The following is an 18,773-nucleotide window of genomic DNA, read 5'->3' as shown; positions in this document are numbered from 1 at the left end:
TTCCCTGAGATCCGCCGTACGTCCGTCCGGCTGGGCCGTTCGGCGCGTGCCGTCCGTCGTCCGCAGAAGGTCCAGACCATCCCAGCGGGACGTATTCGGATCACGTGAATTCACATCTACAACCGCAAATCACCGTCGATGTCGCGTCTCGCCACGTCGATCGAACGCTCCGTGTTCACCCCATTGACGTTCCGTCATACCCACCGAAGTGACGTGAAGCCGACTCATCGACCGAGGTTCCGACCACGCCCGGTTCGGCTACTTTTCCGGTCCGGTGCACGGGACTGCGTACGGCGACCTCCCGGGGCACCGCATCACCCTGCCGTCGCCGGAGGAGACAGACCATGACAGTTCCCGCGCCGCGGGTCCGTCGGCGGCCCTCCGTACCGGGCCGTGTCCTGCCCCTGCTGCTGGTGCTGGCGCTGATCGCCCCACTCGGTCTGCTCTTCGCCCAGGCCTCCGGCACCACCGCCGACGACCACGACCTGGCGACCCGGGAACGCCTCGGAGTCCGCTACCTGCGCGCCCTCGGGCCGGTCACCGACGCGCTGGTCGAGGCCCAGTCGACCGCCGTCGCCGGGGCGCCGGTCTCCCGCGCGGCGCTCAACGCCGCGATCGAGCGGGCAGCCGAGGTGGACGCCGCCGTCGGCGACGAGCTGCGCAGTCACGAGCGCTGGGCCGGGCTGCGGGCCAAGGTGGAGGCGCTGCCGGACCGCGGTCTCGGCGACCCCGAGGCGGCCTACCGGGCGTACGGGGAGGCCACCGACCTGCTGCTGGCCCTCTACCGGAAGGTGCGGGAGAGCTCCGGCCTGATCCGCGACCCCCGGGCCGACTCCTTCTTCCTCCAGGACGGCATCGGCGGCGACCTGCCCACCGCGACCGTGCTGGCCGGCCGGCTCGCCGACCTGGTCCGGCTGGCCCCCGCCCGCCCCGCCGCCGAGCGGGTCAAGACCGGCGCCGAGCTGTCCGAGCTGCGGGTGGCCGCGCTCGGCCCCGCCATGGACCTGGTCGCCGACCTGCGCTCGGCGGTGGACAGCTCGGAGAGCACCGACCTGGGCGCCAACGTGCTCACCCCGCTGGACACCTACCAGCGCTCGCTGGAGGCGTTCACCGCGTTCTCCGCGCCCGGCCCGGGGCGCGCCGCACCGAGCACCGACCAGCTCACCAACGCCGGCCTGACCGCCCAGAACGCCGCCAAGGAACTCCGCACGGTGATCCTCGACCAGCTCGACGCGCTGCTGGAGGAGCGACTGGACACGCTCGACCGGGACCGGCTCCTGGCCCGGATCGCGGCCGTGGTCGCGGTCGCGCTGCTGGCCGGGCTCGCCGTGGTCCAGCTCGCCGCGTGGCGCCGGGGTCGGCACCGCTCCACCGAGGCGCGGGAGCCGGCCGAGGCCGGCCGGCCGGCGACGGTCCGCCCGGACCAGCCGGCCGCGACCCGGCCCGCCGACCGCCAGCCCGTCACGGTGGGCGGCGGCGACGCCGAGCGGTGGAGGCCGTTCGATGCTGCTCGCTAGATTGCGGATCCGGGGCAAGCTCGCCCTGCTGGTGATCATCCCGCTGCTCAGCATGGTCGGGCTGGCCGTGCCGGTGGTCGTCGACCGGGTGGCCACCGCGCAGCGCGCCGCCGACACCGCCGAGACCGTCCGCGTCGCCAGCCGGATCGGCAGCCTGGTCCAGGACCTCCAGCAGGAACGCCTGCTCTCGGTCGGGTTGCTGCTCGGCCGGGTGACCCGCACCGAGCTGATCCAGAAGTCCGTCACCGTCGACGACCGGGCCGCCGACCTGCGCGCCGAGACGCTGCCGGCGCCGGTCCGCGCGGCCCTCGACGGGGTACGCACGCTGGCCGACGTCCGCACCACAGTGCTCGCCGGGCGGGCCACGCCGGAACAGATCCTCACCGCCTTCGCCGCGGTCGACACCGCCCTGATCGAGTCGTTGCGGCTGCCGTTCCAGGTGGACACCGACACCCCGGCCGGGCGACAGGTGCTGGCCCTGGACGCGTTGCTGCGCGCCGACGAGGGGCTGAGCTCCTGCGCCACCCAGATCGTGCTGGTCAAGGCGACCGGCGACGCGAAGGTGGCCGGCTCGTACATCGCCTGCATGGCCGCGCTCAACGTGGACAACCAGCGGTTCCGCAAGCTCATCACGCCGGAGCAGCTCAAGCTGGCCCGGCTGGACGACGCGGCCGTGGCGGCCCGGACCAGCCCGACGTTCCTGGTCGACAGCGTCCGGGACCCGATCGGGGCGATCGCGCCGGTGCCGCTGGACGCGCTCTTCCCCTCGGTCCGCTCGATGATCACCCTGGGCCAGTTCGTGGAGAAGAAGGTCGTCGCGGACGTGATCGCGGAGACCCGCAGCGAGCAGCGGACCGCGTTGACCGCGGCCTGGCTGGTCAGCGTGGCGGCGGTCCTGATCCTCCTCCTCGTGGTGCTGCTGAGCATGACCGTGGCGCGGACGGTGGCCCGGCCGCTGAGCCGGCTCACCCGGTCCGCCGAACGCGTCGCCCGGGTCGCCGAGGCCGAGCTGACCCGGGTCGCCGACGACGAGACCGAGTCGGTGCCACCGGTCCGCCTCGACCCGGTGGACGTCGACGCCCGGGACGAGATCGGCGACCTGGCCCGCGCGTTCGAGCGGGTGCAGCACACCGCCGCCCGGCTGGTCGAGCGGCAGGTGGCCGGCCGGCGCAACGTGGCGCAGATGTTCGGCCACGTCGGCCGGCGTACGCAGAACCTGGTCGGCCGCCAGATCGCGCTCATCGACCGGCTGGAACGGCAGGAGGCCGACCCGGCCCGGCTGGAGCACCTCTACCGGCTGGACCACATCTCCAGCCGGCTGCGCCGCAACGCCGGCAGCCTGGTGGTGCTCTCCGGCGCCACCGGTTCGGACGGGCACGTGGCGCCGGTCCCGCTGGCCGACGTGGTGCGGCTCGCGCTCGGCGAGATCGAGGACTACACCCGGGTCGACGTGCAGGTGCCACCCGGCGTCTCGGCCGCGCCCGCGATCGCCGGCGACCTGGTGCTGGCGCTGGCCGAGCTGATGGAGAACGCCACCTCCTTCTCACCGCCGCACACCCGGGTGGTGGTGGCCGGTGAGCTGACCGACGGCGGCGCCCGCCTCACCGTGGTCGACCACGGCATCGGCCTCACCGCCGAGCGGCTCGCCGAGGAGAACGCCCGCTTCACCCGGCGGGAACGGCTCGACCTCGCGCCGACCGAGGTGCTCGGCCTGTTCGTGGTGGGTCGGCTGGCCCGCCGGCACGGTTGGACGGTCCGGTTGGCCGCGACCTCGGGCGGCGGGGTCACCGCCGGGGTGGAGATCCCGGCCGCCTCGCTGGTGGTCCGCCGGCCGGAGCGCCCCTCCGCCACGGCGGCCCGGGCCACCGTCGCACCCGCGGAGCGGCAGCCGGCACCGACCGCCGAGGCGCCGACGCCCGGTCTGCCCCGCGAGGGTGTGCCGGTCGACCCCCCGCCGGCCGCCGTCGAACCGGCCGGGTTCGACGCCGAGCTGCTCACCCGGGCCACCCGCAGCATCGCCACCGGCGATTCGTGGGACGCGTTCGGCAGTCAGGCCGACACCCCGGACCCGGCCGGTCCGCGGGACGTGCCGGTGGCCGCCGCCCCGGCCGGCGGCGCGCCGGTCGACGATCTCCGCTTCCCCACCGCCGGGCCGCCGCCGGCCTGGCCGCCCGCCGCCGGGCCGGCGACCACGCCACCCGTCGGCCCGGCCACGTACCCCGCCGACCCGACCCCGCCGACACCGGTCGTCGGCCCGGCACCGGCCGCTCCCCCGGCCGCCGGGCCGACGACCGGCCCCGCCCGCGGACCGTCCGACGGCCCGCCGCCCGGTCCCGCCTTCCCGCCGGCCGGCCCACCGCCGGTGGCCCCGGCCGGACGGCCGTCCACCGGACCGGCTCCGGTCGGCCCGCCGGCGGGGCGACCCGGACCGGCCGGCACCCGGCCGATCCGCAAGCGGGTGCCCGGGGCGAACCTGCCCACTGGCGCCCCGGCGGGCCCCGCCGGCCCGGCGACCGGGCCGCTGATCGGGATCCCCGCCGACCCGGCCTCGGTCCGGGCGCTGGTCGAGGCGTTCCAGGACGGCGTACGCCGGGCCGAGGACGACGTCACCCCGGCCCCGCCGACGCCGGGCCGCCCCCGGCTCAGCCGGCGGGTGCCCGGAGCCAACCTGGCCGTCTCCCCGGTGCCGGCCGCGCCCCCGACCAGCTCCGACCCCGGCGACCCCGTCGAGGTCCGCAACCTCATCACCGAGTTCGAGGCGGGCGTCGCCCGTGCTCTGCGCGAAGTCAGTACCGACCGTCGCTACGAAGAGGATCCATCACGGTGACCAGCCCGTTCCTGCACGACAACGTCGAACAGAGCTCCACCGGCGACCTCAGCCCCGAGGCGCGTACCTTCAACTGGCTGCTCGACTCGTTCACCTCCAGCACGGCCGGGGTGATGGAGGCGATCGCGGTCTCCTCGGACGGGCTGCTGATGGCCATGTCCGCCATCAAGGACCGGTCCAACGCGGAACGCCTCGCCGCCGTCGTCTCCGGCATGACCAGCCTCGCCGGGGGCGCCGCCAGCTGGTACGCGCTGGGCGCGCTCAACCGGGTGATCGTCGACATGGCCGAGGGCTACCTGCTGATCAGCGCGATCAGCAGCGGTTCGGTCCTCGGCGTGGTCGCCGACCGCTCGGCCAACCTGGGCACCGTGGCGTACGAGATGACGCTCTTCGCGGGCCGCGCCGGTGGCGCCCTGAGCCCCCGCCTGATCGCCGAGCTGAAGAACGCCGTCCAGCAATGATCCCGGGGGCCGCCGGCGGGGACCCGGAGCCGGAACCCGGCGTCCGGATCCGTCCCTTCCTGCGCGCGTCCGCCCCGCTCACCGGGTCGGACGCGGGCGACGGGGAGCCGACCGGCCCACGCCCGTTCGTGCTCACCGCCGGACGGGTGGACGGCGACCCGGCGATCGGCCTGGAGACCCAGGTGACCGCCCGCGCGGGCAGCGGCACCTGGGCGGTGACCGCCCGGCTGGCCCCGGAGCTGGCGGCGATCGTCGCGATCTGCGCCGAGCCGGTGTCGGTCGCCGAGATCTCCGCCCGTACCCGGATGCACTTCGGGGTGACCCGGGTGCTGGTCGGCGACCTGCGCGCCGCTGGTCATCTCGACGTGCACGTCGCGGACGTCGACGACGCCCTCGATCCCGACATCATCCTGCGAGTGATTGATGGACTCCGTGCGATCTCCTGAATGGCCGGCGGCGGCCCTGGGCGGGCCGTCCGCGAACAGCGCCCCCACCCGCTACGGCGGGCCGGCCCCGCTGATCGGCCGGGCCACACCGCCCCCGCCTGCGCCGCCGCCGCTGCCGTACCGGCCCCCCGGCGTGCCCGGCGAACCGGCCCCGATCGTGCGGCGGGCGCCCGCGCCCCGCCCGCCGATCCCGGTGAAGATCCTCATCGCCGGTGGCTTCGGGGTCGGCAAGACCACCACCGTGGGCGCCATCTCCGAGATCGCGCCACTGACCACCGAGGCGGAGATGACCAGCGCCGGCATCGGCGTGGACGACCCGGGTGGGGTGGCCGGCAAGACCACCACCACGGTGGCGATGGACTTCGGCTGCGTGACCATCGACCGCAGCCTGAAGCTCTACCTCTTCGGCACGCCCGGCCAGGCCCGTTTCGGCTTCATGTGGGACGACCTGGCGCGGGGCGCGCTCGGCGCGCTGGTGGTGGTGGACAGCGCCCGGCTCGACGACTGCTATCCCGCGATCGACTTCTTCGAGCGGGCCGGGCTGCCGTTCGCCGTCGGCGTCAACGCCTTCGACGGGAAGCTGGCGCTGGACCTGCCGTCGATCCGCTGGGCGCTGGCGATCGCCGAGCACGTGCCGCTGGTGCAGTTCGACGCCCGGGACCGCCTCTCCGTCCGGGACGCCCTGCTGGTCGTCCTGGACCGGGCGCTGGACCGGGCGACCCGGTCCCGGGAGGGTTGAACCGACGCTCGATCCGGTCCGTTTTCTGGCGAAGGGGGTGGACGCGATGAGGGGTGATCTGGACGAGACACTGGCCCGGCTGGCTCGGCGCGAGGAGGCGCGGCGCCGACGGGAGCCGCTGCCCGGCGAGCCGGCCGAAGCGGCCGAACGGGGTGCCGCCGCCGACGGGCCGGTTCCGGACGGGCCGCCGGACCGGCGGGCCGGGCACGGCGCGTACCGGCTGCGGGGCGGTGAGGCGCCGCACCGGCGGGACCCGGTCGAGGAGGTCGCCGAGGCGGTCCGACGGGTGGTCGCCGAGCATCCCGGGCTCGACGTGACGCTCCGGGTCGAGTTGGGCGGCCAGGCGTACCCGCTGCGGGTCTCCTGGGCGGGCCCGGCGGTGACGGTCGGCCCGGCCGCCGCGCCGGCGCCCCCGCCGGCCTGGCCGATGTCGGTGAAGACGGTGCCCGCGCCCGGGCACGACCCGCTGGACACCGACCCGGCGGCCCGGCTCGCCGAGATGATCCGCCGGGACCCGTCCCTGCTGGAGGACCCCGGCCCGCGCTGACCCGGACGGGGTGTGGTGCCGGCGGCTACTGTCGGCGGGTGGCGGAACCCGACCTGACCCTGACCGCGAGCCTGCGGCCGGCCGCGCTGGACGCCCGCCGGGGCGTCGTACGCCTGCACCCCGAGGTGCTGACCGCGCTGGCCCTGCGCCCCGGCGACCCGGTGCGCCTGACCGGTCGCCGGGTGACCGCCGGCATCGCGGCCGCCGCCGAGCCGGACACCAGCAGCGCCCTGCTGTACGCCGACGACCTGCTGCTCGGCAACCTCGGCGTGCGGGCCGGCGGGCAGGTCACGGTGAGCCCGCTGCCGGCCGCGCCGGCGCGCCGGGTGACAGTGGCCGGCCCGGCCGCGGTGGTCGCCGCGGTCCCGCCGGAGATGCTGCGGCTCGCGTTGCTGGGCAAGGTGGTCACCGCCGGCGACGACGTCTCGCTGCTGCCGCAGGACGTGCTCCCGGACGCCGCCGTGCGCGGCCTGGTCGAGGCGGCGCGGCGCAGCCTCGCCAGCTCCGTCGGGTACGCCTGGACCAGCACCCTGCTCACCGTGGTCGCGGCCGAGCCGGCGACCGGCGCGCTGGTCACCATGGAGACGGTGGTGGGCTGGGAACACGGCCCGGCCACCCGCGGCTCCGGCCCGGCGGACGTGCCCGACTCCGCGCCCGTCGCGACGGCGGCCGAGGGTTTGCTCGGTCCGGAGGACGCGCCGGACGTGGACGAGCTGCCCGGCCTGCGGGCCCAGGCCGAGGAGCTGACCGAGCTGCTGGACCTGGGCTTCCACCACGGGGAGGTGCTGGGCCGGCTGGGCACCACCGTCTCGCTCGGGGTTCTCGTCGAGGGCCCGGCGGGCTCGGGCAAGGCAGCGCTGGTCCGCGCCGTCGCCGCCCGGGTGGGCGCGCGGATCCGTCCGCTCTGGGCACCGGAGCTGGCCGCGTCGACCGCCGACGCGGCGGCCCGACGGTTGCGCGAGGCGGCCTCGGCGGTACGCGCCGGCGGACCCGCCGTGCTGCTGGTCACCGACGTGGAGGCGATCGCCCCGGCCGACGAGCCGGGCCCGCTGGCCACGGTGTTCCGGCAGGTCGTCGCCGAGACGGTACGGGCCGGCGCGGCGGTGGTCTGCACCAGCGCCCGCCCCGAGGCGGTGGACCCGGCCCTGCGCGGCCCGGACCTGCTGGGTCTGCGGATCACCGTGCCGCTGCCCGACCCGGCGCTGCGCCGGGAGCAGTTGACAGTGCTCACCCGCCAGGTGCCGCTGGCCGGCGACGTCCGGCTGGACGAGGTGGCGGCGCGTACCCCCGGTTTCGTCGCCGCGGACCTCGCGGCGCTGGTCCGGGAGGCCGGGGTGCGGGCGGCGCTGCGGCAGAAGACGGCGGAGACGCCGACCGTGGCGATGGCCGACTTCACCGCCGCGCTGGAGGTGGTCCGGCCGACCACCATGGCGTCCTCCACGTTGGAGCTGGCGTCGGTGACGCTGGACGACGTGGGTGGGCTGCACGAGGTCAAGCAGACGTTGACCGAGTCCGTGCTCTGGCCGCTGACCTATCCGGACACGTTCGCCCGGCTGGGGGTGACGCCGCCGCGCGGGGTGCTGCTCTACGGGCCGCCCGGCTGCGGGAAGACCTACCTGGTCACCGCGCTGGCCGGTTCCGGGCGCGCGAACGTGCTGTCGGTGAAGGGCGCCGAGCTGCTCTCCAAGTGGGTGGGCGAGAGCGAACGCGCGGTCCGCGAGCTGTTCCGCCGGGCCCGGGAGGCGGCACCCACCCTGGTCTTCCTGGACGAGGTGGACGCCCTGGCTCCGGTGCGCGGCCAGGCCACCGACGGGGGTACCACCGACCGGGTGGTCGCCGCGCTGCTCACCGAGCTGGACGGGGTGGAGGCGCTGCGCAACGTGGTGGTGGTCGGCGCGACGAACCGCCCGGAGCTGGTCGACCCGGCGCTGCTGCGTCCCGGCCGGCTGGAGCGCCTGGTCTACGTGCCCCCGCCGGACGGTCCGGCCCGCGCCGAGATCCTCCGGGCGGCGGCGCGGAACGTGCCGCTCGCGCCGGACGTGGACCTGGACGCGCTCGGCGGCGACCTGGACGGCTTCTCCGCGGCCGACTGCGCCACGCTGGTGCGGGAGGCGGCGCTGGCCGCGATGCGCGAGTCGCTGAGCGCCCGCACGGTCACCGCCGGGCACGTCGAGGCGGCCCGCGCCCGGGTACGCCCGTCCCTCGATCCGGCGCAGCTCGCCCACCTGGAGTCGTACGCCGCCACCCGGCGGTGACGGCTCAGTCGGTGGGCAGCAGCGGCCCGAGCGGGCCCAGGTCGAGGTTGAGGTCCTCGGGCGAGAGTCCGAAGTAGTCGCGGAGCTGGGTCATCTGCTCCTCCAGCGCCATCAGCGTGGCGCCGATGCGCTCGACCTGGTCGTCGTCGAGGTCACCCAGGTCGACCCGGCGCAGCGCCTGCCGTTCCATCAGCTGGCGGAGCAGCTCGACCACGGTGAGCACCAGGCTGGCCAGGCCGCGCTCGACCGAGTTCTCGTCGACCGCGAGCCGCCGGTCCAGCGGCCGGACCCGGGGCGCGGTCCACGTCGACTCGCCCAACGCCGCGGCCAGCTCGGCCGCCTCGTCCCGGGTGGTCACGTCGCCACCGCCGGCTCCGGCGCGACGGGTCCCGGCTCGGGCGGGGCGAGGGCCCCGACGGACGCGATCAGCGCGCGCAGCGAGATCCGGACCAGGTCGACGTCCGCGATGGCCAGGGTGATGTCGCCGGTGACCACCACACCGGCGGCGAGCACCCGGTCGAGCAGGTCGACCAGCGCCACCTGCCCGTAGGCCGACGGGTCGTCGACGCTGCTCGGGGCCAGTGCCGTCACGGCCATGCCGACTCCGCCGCCGGTTCCGTCACGAACGAGTACGCCGGCCACGGGCCGGTCAGCTCCAACCGCAGCTCCGGGTGCCGGTCGGCGAGTGCTCCCGCCAGCGCGCGGAAGCCGTCCAGACCGGCGCGGTCGACCAGGTACGCGCCGTTGAGCACCATCGCGGTGGCCGCGCCGGAGAGCCGGCGGTCCTGCGGCGCGTGCCGCCGGGCGGCGACCGCGTGCCCGGCGAGCGCGGCGTGCACCGCCGTCGCCGCGTCGGCGGCGATCCGCTGCCCCTCCTCGCGGGCGGTGAGCTGGGCCCGACGCCGGCGCAGGTACGCCGCCCCCGCGCCGCCCCCGCCGCCCGGCTCCTCGGTGCGCGGGGTGGCGCCCGGCACCACGTACCCCTTGACGCCCCACTCCTCGCGGCCGGTGAGCCGGGCCAACGTGCCGGACAGCTCGTCGTGCCGCTCGGCCAACACCCGGGCCACCCGGTCGTCGTCGCGGTGGACGGTGGCGAGCCGGGCCGGCACCACGGCCCCGGCGCGGGCGAGCGCGTCGACCACCGCGTGGTGGGCCCGCGCGGCGCGTTCCAACCAGCCCAGGTCCTCCAGGTTGCGGCGCAACGCCTCCTCGCCGTACTCGGCCAGCGGCGCGTCGCCGACCACGGCGACGAGGCCCGCGCCGGTGACCGCGCGCACGGGCGTGCCGGCGATGCCGGGGATCCCGGCCAGGGTCGTCGGGGCGACCTCCGCCACCACGCCGTGCAGCCAGACGCCACTGCCGGTCTCCGGCGCCGCCGGGGCGGGTTCAGCTGTCGTCGTCATCCCACTCCTCCCTCGCGACACGGGCGGCGACGCGCGGCCGGCGGGACGCCTCGACCTCCTCGGGGTCGCGGGGTCCCGGCTCGACCGGTGGACGGGCCCGGGAACTGAGCCACGGGTCGTGCTCCCACCAGTCGATGCCGATCTGCCGCGCGGTGTCGACCGAGGCGATGACCAGCCGCAGCTTCAACGTCAGCAACTCGATGTCGAGCAGGCTGACCCGGATGTCGCCGGCGATGACGATGCCCCGGTCGAGGACCCGTTCGAGGATGTCGCCGAGGTTCGCCGGCTCGTGCCCGGCGCCCATCACCTGGCCGGTGTTCTGCACCACCGGCGGTTGCCGCGCTGTGGTCATCTCAGCCCCCGTCCCCCTTGCCGCGCTGGTAGCGGCGCGTCCGCCGGTAGCCGAGCAGGTCACCGGTCATGTCCAGCTCCACCTCGTAGAGGCCGAGCAGGTCGGTGGACGCGGGGATGCGATGGTCCTCGACCACCTCCACCCCGACCAGCCAGCCGTCGTCGGTGGGCTGGATCGAGGTGATCCCGAGCGGGTCCTTGCCGGTCAGCGCCACGACCTGACGCAGCCCCTCCCGGGCCGCCTCGGCCGTGCTGATCGCCTCCTCGTCGTTCTCGTCGAGGTAGCGTTCCTCGGCCCGGCCGTCCTGCCGCTGGCGGTTGCCGTCGCCGCGGATCCGTGTCGACGTCATGTCCTCCCCCTCGCCCCCCGTTGCTGCTCCCCCCGCCGGCGGGCAGGGCGTCGCCGGGCGGGCGGCGGCGGTCGATCGCCGCCGTTCGCCCGGGACGCGCTACGGCCGGTCTTCGCACCCTGCGGCGTCAGCCGGTCCAGCACGCGCTGCTGGCCGCGGTCGCGCTCCTCCGGCGTGATGTCGCCGGCTTCCGCCGCCCGGTCCAGCTCCTCCAGCTCGCGGCGGATGTTCACCGGGTCGTGCTGCTTCGACTCCGCCTCCCGGGCGACCACCTTGACCATCGCGGTGAGCCCGCGCACCGGCGCGTACGGCAGGGTCAGCAGCGCCCACAGGATGTCCATCTCACTCCGCCAGTTGGTGCGCGCTGACGAAGTCGTACGGGGCGAGCGGGCCGATCAGCCGCGTCCGGATCAGGTCCCGACGCTGCTCGGCGAACTCCTCCACGGCCCGGACGAACTCCTCCTCGTCGTCGTTCGCGACCAGAAAGGCGACGTGCACGGCGTCCAGTTCGTGGCTGGGCGCGCGGGCCGCGTCGGCGACCACGTGTCCGCCGACCGCGTCGATCAGGTCCCGGTTCTCCGCCTCCCGGCGCAGCTCGACCGCCTGGCTGATCATCTCGCCGAGGCGGATCCGCTGCTCCCGGCTCTCCGCCTCCGGCCGACCTCGCACCTGATCGGCGAGGGCGGCGGCGTCGCGGTTGCCGGCGAGCAGCTCGCCGATGAACTCCTGCTCGTCGAAGCGCCCGTGCACCGTGTACTGCACCCGGTCCTCGAACTCGTCCAGCGCGTCGGCGAACCGGTCGTGGTGCGCGTCGAGCAGGTCCTCGACCGCGTCCTCGCCGGTCACCACCGTGCCGAAGCGGACCGGCAGCACGGGCGCGACCTCGGCCGTCCCGTCCAGCAACCGCTCGTACGCGGACAGGTCCGCCGGCCGGCCCAGTGGCTCCTCCAGCCCCACCTCGCTGACCAGCGCGGCCAGCTCGCCGTGCCGGATCGCGGTCACCTCGCCGGGTGGGGAGCCGACCCCCTCGGCGTCGGAGGTCGGCTCCACGTCGGACGGCACGATGCCGTAGATGAACAGCCCGTGTTCCCCGGCCATCTCAGCGCTCCCCGTCCCGCCGGCGCGGCCGGTCGCGCAGCGAGTCCGCCACCGCGCCGCTGATCTCCTGGGCGGCCTTGCCCAGGCCGGAGACCGCCTTGCCCTTCGCGGCCGCCCCGGCGACGCCGTCCACCAGGTCGGGCAACGTCTTCTGCTCCTTCGGCACGATGTTCATCCGGTCGACCGTCTCGGCGAACCGGAGGTAGGTCTCGATGCTGGCGACCACCACCCGGGCGTTGATCTCCAGCAGCTGGATCCCGACGACGGCGACCGAGACCTGGGCGTCGATCACCACGCCCTTGTCCAGCACGGTCTCCACGACGTCGGCGAGGCCACTCCCACCGCCGCCGGTGCGCTCCAACGCGCTGCCGGGACTCCCGGCCGTGGCGGCGACGCTCACTCCCCACGCTCCTCACGCCGACGGCGGACCACCGGACGGCGGGGCGCCTCGGGGGCACGACGGGCCCGCTCCTCGCGGGGTTCCCGCTCCGCGCGCTGCGGGCGGCGGGCCCGCTCGGGCTGCCGCCGACGCGGCGGCTGCTCCTCCTCGGGCTCCTCGTCGTACTCGTCGTCCTCGAAGTCCTCGCCGTCGTCGTAGTCCGCGTACTCCTCCTCCGCGGGCGTGGGGCGACGGCGTGCCGGGGGCCGGCGGCGGCCACGCTCGGCGGGCCGGCGCTCCTCCTCCGGCTCCTCCTCGGGCTCGGTCTCCGGCTCCTCGGCGCGGCCCTCCTGCTCCTCGCGGAGCGCGGTCTCGTGGTCCTTGACCACCTGGGAGTCCTCGATCTCGCCGCGCCAGCCCTCGACGGAGTCGGGGTCGAGCACCGTCTCGGTCATCACGTGCCGGACGAAGTGCTTCAGCTCCAGCCGCACGCGGCGACCCTGGGCCCGCCAAAGGTTGCCGGTGTGCTCGAAGAGACCCTGCGGGTGGTACTCCAGCACCACCAGGATCCTGGTCAGCTCGGGGCCGACCTCGTGGAAGCTGACCGTCCCGTCGACGGAGCCCTTCTCGCCCTTCGACCGCCAGTGGATGAGCCGGTCCGGAATCTGCCGGACGATGGTCGACTCCCAGGTCCGGTGCGACCAGAAGACCTGCGCTTTCCAGGTCATCTTCTCGTCCTCGTCGTTGTCGGCCTGCTCGACCTTCTTCATGAAGCTCGGGAAGTCGCCGAACGTCGTCCACTGGTTGTAGGCCACCCGGACCGGCACCCCGACCTCGATGGTCTCGACGATGTTGGTGACCTTGAGCTTCTTGCCGCCGCCCTTGCCACCCTTGCCGCCGCCGAACGCCGACATCAGCTTCTCCTTACCGCCGGCCAGGCCGGCATGGAACATGGCCTTCAGCGGGGAGTTGCCGTCGGCGAGCTTCTGCGCACCGGTGGCCGCGGCGACCAGGCCGGGACCGCCGCCCTGCTTCGCGTACTCGCTGAGTCGACCGGTGGCGCCGGTGACCCGCTCGGTGACCACCTGCACGGCCCGTTCCCCGATCGCGGAGGCGAGGTTGCGCAGCTCGTCACCGATCTGTTCACGTGCCCGGTCGGTGAGGCTGGTGGGGGCCATCGTCACCGCCCCCGTCCACGCCGGACCGGGGCCGGCCGCTCGGCCCGGTCCCCGTCGTCGCGGTCCTCGTCGTCGTCGGCCGGGGGCTGCTCGTCGAGCTCCTGCTCCTCGTCGGGCGCCGAGCGCTCGCCCTCCGGCTGCTCGCCGGAGCGGCGGCGCAACGCGTCGGCGCCGCTGCGCAACCTGCCGCTGACCGCGTCGATGCCGCTGCCGGCGGCGGCGGTCGCCGCGGCCCGGCCGGCGGTGACCAGCGGCGCGCCGAGCTTGCCGAGGTTGCCCAGTTGAGGGCTCGACCCGAGCAGCCCGGTGGCCATCTGCTTCAGGCCACCGGGGTTCTGGCTGGCCCGGCCGGCCGCGACGGCGGCGGCCAGGGTGAGTGCGGTCCGCAGCTTCCTGCGGCGGCCGAGGACATATCCGAAACCGACCGCCAGGGCGATCCGAGCTCCGCTCTTCATCAGTTCTCCTTCGCTCCCCGGCGGAAGGGACACACATGCTGGAGCAGACCCGGAAGACAACTGCCGGGGATCAGCGAAAAAGGGCCTGCGACCGGTGTCCCGCCATCAGCGGACCCGGCGGGCAGTACCCGTCATGACATGCGCGAAACATTTCCCAGGGGAACGCGAAAAGCGTCGCAGAAAAGGATGAACCTCGCACTCAACCCCAAGCGAGCAGGGGGAACACGAGATGGTTGCCTTGCGGCAAGCGCGCGTTCAGTGGCTCGGAATGGCCGAGTCGAGACACATTCTCGCGTGAATCCTGCCGTTCTCCTCGCGCAATTCCGCGCCGCATCGGCGAAGAACGGAAAGAGCGCCGGCATTGTCCGGTGTGGTGTCCGCGACGACCGTGTGCATTCCGGCCGCCGCAGCGGCGTGCAGCAACTCCCGCAGCGCGGCGGCACCCAGGCCCCGCCCCCGGGCCGACCGGCCCAGCCACATGCCGGTCTCCACCACCCCGGGCTCGTCGCGGCGGGCCATCCGCACCATCCCGACCACCTCGCCGCCGGAGACGACGGCGTACATCGCGGTGCGGGTCGGGCCGGCCAGACCGCCGAAGCTGGCCCGGTGGAACTCGCGGAAGGCGTCCCGACGGGCCAACGACCAGCCGGCCGGAGCGTCCACCGGGGGCATCACGTCCTCCGGCTCGGCCTCGGCCGCCGCTACGGAGAGCAACGGCTCCAGGTTGCGCTCGTCCACCGGCTCCAGCCGTACCGCACCCGTCACGAGCCGCAGTCTGCCGCCCGTTCCGCCGCGCGTCCACCCCTTTGCCGACCTACTGCCGGTACGGCGGAGCGGGTCGGCCGGTCGTACCCCCGGGGTGTTCCGCCTCACGCTGCGTTGTCATCCGACCGGTCCGTTCCGGGCGTGAGCGTGCTCACCCGACGGGTCCGAACTCGCAGAGCGCCACCGAGGCGTCGTCGGTCCGCTTACGCCGGCGCAGCCGGTCCGGGTGGTCCCGCTCGGCCACGCGGACCCGGTCGATCAGCCCCTCCGGCCCCTCCACGGCCGCCACCTCCAGCAGGCCGGCCCAGTCGAAGAGGCCGAACTGCTCGACCGCGCAGGAGGCCCCGTCGCTGAGCAGCGCCGCCCGGCGCAGCGCCCCCGGCCCGCGCAACGGAACCGCGCCGGTCACCGCGTGGTAGGCCGCGTCCGGATCGGCGGCCGCCGCCCAGTAGCCGTGGGTGCGGTTCATCCGCGTCCGCTGCACGCTCACCGCGCGCCGGAACCGGACCGTCGGGTCGACCTCGTCGCCCGGCAGCGCGGCGGCGGCGCGCCGCAGGTCGGCCAGCGCGGTCTCCAGCCGGTCGTCGGTGACCACCTCGATCTCCCGGTCGGTCTGCAGCACCAGCGGGCTGTCGCAGAGCACCAGGTAGTCGGCCCGGTCGCCGCCCTCGCGCAGCAGGCACACGGTCGACGACGGGGTTCCCGGGTGGTCGAGGTCGCACACCCCGCCGTGGTCCGCCCGTACCGCCAGGATCGCCGCCGCCAGGCTGCTCATCAACGTCGCACCGGGCCGGGCGGCGACCGCCAGGCCGATCCGGGCGGCCAGGTGACGGACGTACCAGGCCGGGCCGTGGACGCATCCGGTGTCGAAGCCCTCCGGCACGGTCGCCCCGTCGAGGACGCCGACCAGCGGACCGAGCCGGAAGACCACGTCCTCGTTCTCCGGCCGGCCGGGCGCCGGGTCGGAGGCGGAGCGCACCCGCATCAGCGGCGCCTGCCCCACCGCCCGGGCCGGGCTGCTGCCGGTCGCGTACCGGCGGTCCGGTGCACCCATCGAGCCGCTCCCTCCGTCGTCGCACGCCGCCTACCCGGACGGCACGCAGCCATGCAGCCGGCCCATCTCGGCAACCGTGCGTCACGACGTCGCAACAGAAGGTAGCGTCATCGACGAATCGGGGCGGACCGAGCGTCAGGGGGATCGCGATGTTGGAGCGGTTGCACGAGTCGGGAATCCGGGCGGAGCACGCCTACGTCGCCGGGTTCGTCAGCATCGGGCTCTCGTTCACCAGCTGGTTCCTCTCCAAGAGCCTGGAGCGTGCCGGGGTGGCGCGGGCGGACCGCTGGGGCATCTTCATCGGCGAGTGGGCGCCGACCTTCTTCGCCATCGGCAACGGGCTGCGCACGTACGAGAAGTGAGGCCGGTCAGCGCCGGCGGTTGCGCGCGCGCGACGAGCGGAGCCGCCGCAGCCGGCCGATCAGCACCGGCTCGGCGGCGAGCGCGGCCGGATGGTCCAGCAACGCGTTGAGCAGCTGGTAGTAGCGGGTCGCGGAGAGACCGAAGGTGTCCCGGATGGCCTGTTCCTTGGCGCCGGCGTGCTTCCACCAGCGGGACTCGAAGGCGAGGATCCGCAGCTCCCGCTCGGTGAGCCCGGCGACCGGCTCCTCCCCGACCGGCCCGGCCGCGTCGGGGGACGGCGACTCCTCGGGCGGCGCGGACTCGACCGGCGGCGCCGAGCGGGGCGGTGGGACGGTGGGCGGCGCGTCCGGGGTGGACGGCTCGGCCCGGTCGGCGGCCCGTGGGGTGGCGTCGGCGGACACGGCGCTCCTCTCCGACGGCAGATGACCGGCGCGGGGCACGCGCCGGCCGGGGGACCCCAGCGTAACCAGGGCCGTCCCCGGCCGCATCGCACGCGCGGTCCGCGCCGCCGGCGTCGGCCGGCGGCGCGGACGGCGGTCAGGAGATGTCCCGCCGGCGCATCGTCCAGAACGCCCCGACCAGGGCCACCACGGCCCCGACGCCGAACACCACTGCCGACTGCTGCCAGGTGACCACGTACTTGGCCGGTTCACAGGCGCCCTTGGCGAACTGGCAGGTGTCGTAGTCGAACAGCTCCGCCTGCTTCAGGAACCACGACTGGGCGTACGTGGAGAGCACGTAGCGGTCGCCGAACGGCACCGAGAGCACGCCGACCGCGATCCGGATGCCGATCTCGCTGATCGCGAAGACCGCCACCGCCGCGCCCAGGGCCATGGCGGTGTGCCGACCCAGCGAGGCGAGCGCGAACGCCACCGCGCCGACCACCAGCACCAGGGCCACCGCCCGCAGCCCGTCCAGGCCGATCGAGCGCCAGACGCCGGCGGTCATCTTCGCGGTGGTGCCGCGGGACGTGCCGATCAGCCAGAACGCCGCGGTCCAGAGCGCGCCGAGCACCACTGTCACGCCGAGCACGGTGGTGAGCAGGGCGGCCAGCTTGGTGCCCAGCACGGCGAGCCGTTTCGGTCGCCAGAGCAGCAGGTTCATCATCCCGCCGGTGTTCCACTCGGCCCCCACGAAGGAGGCGCCGACGATGAACGCGAAGAGCGCCACGGCCCCGGCGAAGACGGCGATGAACGTGGGGAACTCGGCCCGGAAGTCGAACTGGTAGGGCAGGTTCCACTTCGGGTCGAACATCTCGGGCTGCGGCTGGTAGTCCTTGCCGCAGTTCGGGCCGAACCGCTCCTCGGTCTGCTCGCCGCGGGCCTGGGCGGCCTCGCAGTCGGCCACGGTGCGCTTCCAGTCCTCCACCGAGCGCTTGTACTGGGCGTCGGACTCGGCCCGGGCGGCGGCGACCACCTCGGGCGAGAGCTTGTGGCTGGAGAAGCTGAACGCGGTGGCGACGGTGGCGAGCCCGACCAGCAGCAGGACGAGCAGCAGCCGGGTGAGCCGGCGCTTGCCGAGCCGGCGCAGCTCGGTGACGAACAGGCTCATGCGCCCCAACCTCCTGCGGTGCCGGTCTGGTCGACCTTGGCGGACTGATCGACCTGACGGTGCTGGCCGGGGACCGGCGCGGTCGCGGTCAGTTCGAGGAAGACGCTCTCCAGGTCGACCGCGACCGGGGTGAGCTCGCTGACGTAGAGGCCCTGCTCGGCGAGGAGCCGGCTGACCTCGGCCGGCTTGTCCACGCCGGACAGCATCAGGTGGTCGGCCTCGCTGGTCGCGACGCGGATGCCGGAGCGGGTCAGCGTCTCGGCGGCCTGGGGCAGGTCGCTGACCGCCTCCAGCCGCACCCGCACGGTGCCCTGCGAGTGCGCCGCGAGCACCTCCTCGACCGGCCCGTACGCGACCCGCCGACCGAGCGAGATGATGGTGACCGAGTCGCAGATGAGCTGGATCTCGCCCAGGATGTGGCTGGAGAGCACCACGGTCATCCCGGACTCGGCCAGCCCGCGCATCAGCCCGCGCATCTCCCGGATGCCGCCCGGGTCGAGGCCGTTGGCCGGCTCGTCGAGGATCAGCAGCTTCGGGTTCTTGAGCAACGCCGACGCGACCGCGAGCCGCTGCTTCATGCCGAGCGAGTAGGTCTTCACCCGCTCGCCGGCCCGGTCGCGCAGCCCGACCAGTTCCAGCACCTCGTCGACCCGCTGCCTGGGCAGCTCGCCGGCCTGGGCGAGCAGGCCCAGGGTGTCCCGCGCGGAGAAGTGCGGGAAGAACTGCGGGCTCTCCACGATGGCGCCGACCTGCCCGGCGACCGCCGGCAGCGCGTGCGGCAGCTCCTGGCCGAGGATCGCCATCCGGCCGCCGTTGGGGCGGATCAGCCCGAGCAGCGTGCGCAGCGTGGTGGTCTTGCCCGAGCCGTTCGGGCCGAGGAAGCCGTGCACCTGGCCGGCCTCGACCCGCATGTCGAAGCCGTCGAGCGCGTGGCGTACCCCGCGTTTCCGGCTCCGGTACGTCTTGCGGAGACCCTCGATCTCCAGGACAGCCGACACAGCTGACCTCCCCCGATGAGTAGGTGACAGCGACAC

The 18,773-nt window shown here is 74.9% G+C and carries 23 protein-coding genes; 8 read left to right on the top strand and 15 right to left on the bottom strand.

Going from position 1 to position 18,773, the window contains the following annotated elements; translation table 11 throughout:
* Positions 1-344: 344 nt before the first annotated feature.
* From GA0070622_RS04860 to GA0070622_RS04830, 7 genes are read left to right on the top strand one after another with little or no spacing between them, the layout of a single operon-like run.
* Positions 345-1,517: a hypothetical protein gene (locus GA0070622_RS04860; RefSeq protein WP_091569077.1), complete on the top strand. Its 1,173-nt coding sequence runs from the start codon at positions 345-347 to the stop codon at positions 1,515-1,517.
* On the top strand, positions 1,504-4,344 hold the full coding sequence (locus tag GA0070622_RS04855) for an ATP-binding protein (RefSeq protein WP_091569074.1): 2,841 nt from the start codon (positions 1,504-1,506) through the stop codon (positions 4,342-4,344). Before GA0070622_RS04860 ends, GA0070622_RS04855 begins: the two co-directional genes overlap by 14 nt.
* Complete coding sequence (locus tag GA0070622_RS04850) at positions 4,341-4,805, top strand: roadblock/LC7 domain-containing protein (protein WP_091569071.1); 465 nt, start codon at positions 4,341-4,343, stop codon at positions 4,803-4,805. Before GA0070622_RS04855 ends, GA0070622_RS04850 begins: the two co-directional genes overlap by 4 nt.
* On the top strand, positions 4,802-5,251 hold the full coding sequence (locus GA0070622_RS04845; protein ID WP_091569069.1) for a DUF742 domain-containing protein: 450 nt from the start codon (positions 4,802-4,804) through the stop codon (positions 5,249-5,251). The genes GA0070622_RS04850 and GA0070622_RS04845 overlap by 4 nt, the downstream gene beginning before the upstream one ends.
* The gene (locus GA0070622_RS04840) at positions 5,229-5,990 is read left to right on the top strand and encodes a GTP-binding protein (protein WP_176558981.1); all 762 of its coding nucleotides are present in this window, start codon (positions 5,229-5,231) and stop codon (positions 5,988-5,990) included. Before GA0070622_RS04845 ends, GA0070622_RS04840 begins: the two co-directional genes overlap by 23 nt.
* Before the next feature lie 46 nt (positions 5,991-6,036).
* Complete coding sequence (locus GA0070622_RS04835) at positions 6,037-6,537, top strand: hypothetical protein (protein ID WP_091576883.1); 501 nt, start codon at positions 6,037-6,039, stop codon at positions 6,535-6,537.
* 38 nt (positions 6,538-6,575) lie between these two features.
* Positions 6,576-8,792: an AAA family ATPase gene (locus tag GA0070622_RS04830; RefSeq protein ID WP_091569066.1), complete on the top strand. Its 2,217-nt coding sequence runs from the start codon at positions 6,576-6,578 to the stop codon at positions 8,790-8,792.
* A 4-nt stretch (positions 8,793-8,796) separates the two neighbouring features.
* Here the strand turns inward: GA0070622_RS04830 and GA0070622_RS04825 are convergent, their stop codons facing one another.
* The 12 genes from GA0070622_RS04825 to GA0070622_RS04770 all read right to left on the bottom strand — a co-directional run bounded on the left by GA0070622_RS04825 (position 8,797) and on the right by GA0070622_RS04770 (position 15,825).
* Positions 8,797-9,150 (bottom strand): gas vesicle protein K, encoded by a 354-nt coding sequence (locus GA0070622_RS04825; RefSeq protein ID WP_218012425.1) that lies wholly within the window; start codon positions 9,148-9,150, stop codon positions 8,797-8,799.
* Entirely contained in the window at positions 9,147-9,389 is a 243-nt protein-coding gene (locus GA0070622_RS04820; protein ID WP_091569063.1) for a gas vesicle protein, read from the bottom strand. Before GA0070622_RS04820 ends, GA0070622_RS04825 begins: the two co-directional genes overlap by 4 nt.
* Positions 9,380-10,195, bottom strand: a complete 816-nt coding sequence (locus GA0070622_RS04815) for a GvpL/GvpF family gas vesicle protein (protein WP_091569061.1) — start codon at positions 10,193-10,195, stop codon at positions 9,380-9,382. The genes GA0070622_RS04820 and GA0070622_RS04815 overlap by 10 nt, the downstream gene beginning before the upstream one ends.
* Positions 10,179-10,547, bottom strand: a complete 369-nt coding sequence (gvpJ, locus tag GA0070622_RS04810) for a gas vesicle protein GvpJ (RefSeq protein ID WP_091569058.1) — start codon at positions 10,545-10,547, stop codon at positions 10,179-10,181. Before gvpJ (GA0070622_RS04810) ends, GA0070622_RS04815 begins: the two co-directional genes overlap by 17 nt.
* Before the next feature lies 1 nt (position 10,548).
* Entirely contained in the window at positions 10,549-10,896 is a 348-nt protein-coding gene (locus GA0070622_RS04805; RefSeq protein WP_091569055.1) for a gas vesicle protein GvpO, read from the bottom strand.
* Positions 10,893-11,237 (bottom strand): gas vesicle protein GvpG, encoded by a 345-nt coding sequence (locus GA0070622_RS04800; protein WP_091569052.1) that lies wholly within the window; start codon positions 11,235-11,237, stop codon positions 10,893-10,895. The genes GA0070622_RS04805 and GA0070622_RS04800 overlap by 4 nt, the downstream gene beginning before the upstream one ends.
* 1 nt (position 11,238) lies before the next feature.
* Positions 11,239-11,994 carry a GvpL/GvpF family gas vesicle protein gene (locus GA0070622_RS04795; protein ID WP_091569049.1) on the bottom strand — a complete coding sequence of 252 codons (756 nt, stop codon included), beginning with the start codon at positions 11,992-11,994 and terminating at the stop codon, positions 11,239-11,241.
* Between the two features lies 1 nt (position 11,995).
* A complete protein-coding gene (gvpJ, locus tag GA0070622_RS33635) occupies positions 11,996-12,394 on the bottom strand; it encodes a gas vesicle protein GvpJ (protein ID WP_091569046.1) in 399 nt (132 codons plus the stop codon).
* A complete protein-coding gene (locus tag GA0070622_RS04785) occupies positions 12,391-13,551 on the bottom strand; it encodes an SRPBCC family protein (protein WP_091569043.1) in 1,161 nt (386 codons plus the stop codon). The genes gvpJ (GA0070622_RS33635) and GA0070622_RS04785 overlap by 4 nt, the downstream gene beginning before the upstream one ends.
* A gap of 2 nt (positions 13,552-13,553) precedes the next feature.
* Complete coding sequence (locus GA0070622_RS04780; RefSeq protein ID WP_176710419.1) at positions 13,554-14,006, bottom strand: hypothetical protein; 453 nt, start codon at positions 14,004-14,006, stop codon at positions 13,554-13,556.
* Between the two features lie 255 nt (positions 14,007-14,261).
* Positions 14,262-14,771: a GNAT family N-acetyltransferase gene (locus tag GA0070622_RS04775; protein WP_091569041.1), complete on the bottom strand. Its 510-nt coding sequence runs from the start codon at positions 14,769-14,771 to the stop codon at positions 14,262-14,264.
* A gap of 151 nt (positions 14,772-14,922) precedes the next feature.
* Positions 14,923-15,825, bottom strand: coding sequence for a hypothetical protein (locus tag GA0070622_RS04770; RefSeq protein ID WP_091569038.1), 903 nt, complete (start codon positions 15,823-15,825; stop codon positions 14,923-14,925).
* A gap of 149 nt (positions 15,826-15,974) precedes the next feature.
* On the opposite strand from GA0070622_RS04770, the gene GA0070622_RS04765 reads away from it, so the two are divergent.
* Entirely contained in the window at positions 15,975-16,187 is a 213-nt protein-coding gene (locus tag GA0070622_RS04765; RefSeq protein ID WP_091569036.1) for a hypothetical protein, read from the top strand.
* Positions 16,188-16,193: 6 nt separating this feature from the next.
* Here the strand turns inward: GA0070622_RS04765 and GA0070622_RS04760 are convergent, their stop codons facing one another.
* The 3 genes from GA0070622_RS04760 to GA0070622_RS04750 form a co-directional block, all read right to left on the bottom strand.
* On the bottom strand, positions 16,194-16,589 hold the full coding sequence (locus GA0070622_RS04760) for a DUF3263 domain-containing protein (protein WP_091569033.1): 396 nt from the start codon (positions 16,587-16,589) through the stop codon (positions 16,194-16,196).
* A gap of 136 nt (positions 16,590-16,725) precedes the next feature.
* Positions 16,726-17,739 (bottom strand): ABC transporter permease subunit, encoded by a 1,014-nt coding sequence (locus GA0070622_RS04755; protein ID WP_091569031.1) that lies wholly within the window; start codon positions 17,737-17,739, stop codon positions 16,726-16,728.
* Positions 17,736-18,737 carry an ATP-binding cassette domain-containing protein gene (locus GA0070622_RS04750; protein ID WP_091569028.1) on the bottom strand — a complete coding sequence of 334 codons (1,002 nt, stop codon included), beginning with the start codon at positions 18,735-18,737 and terminating at the stop codon, positions 17,736-17,738. The genes GA0070622_RS04755 and GA0070622_RS04750 overlap by 4 nt, the downstream gene beginning before the upstream one ends.
* Positions 18,738-18,773: the final 36 nt, after the last annotated feature.

This window comes from Micromonospora sediminicola, assembly GCF_900089585.1.
Classification (GTDB): domain Bacteria; phylum Actinomycetota; class Actinomycetes; order Mycobacteriales; family Micromonosporaceae; genus Micromonospora; species Micromonospora sediminicola.
This window is presented reverse-complemented; position numbering and strand designations above follow the sequence as displayed.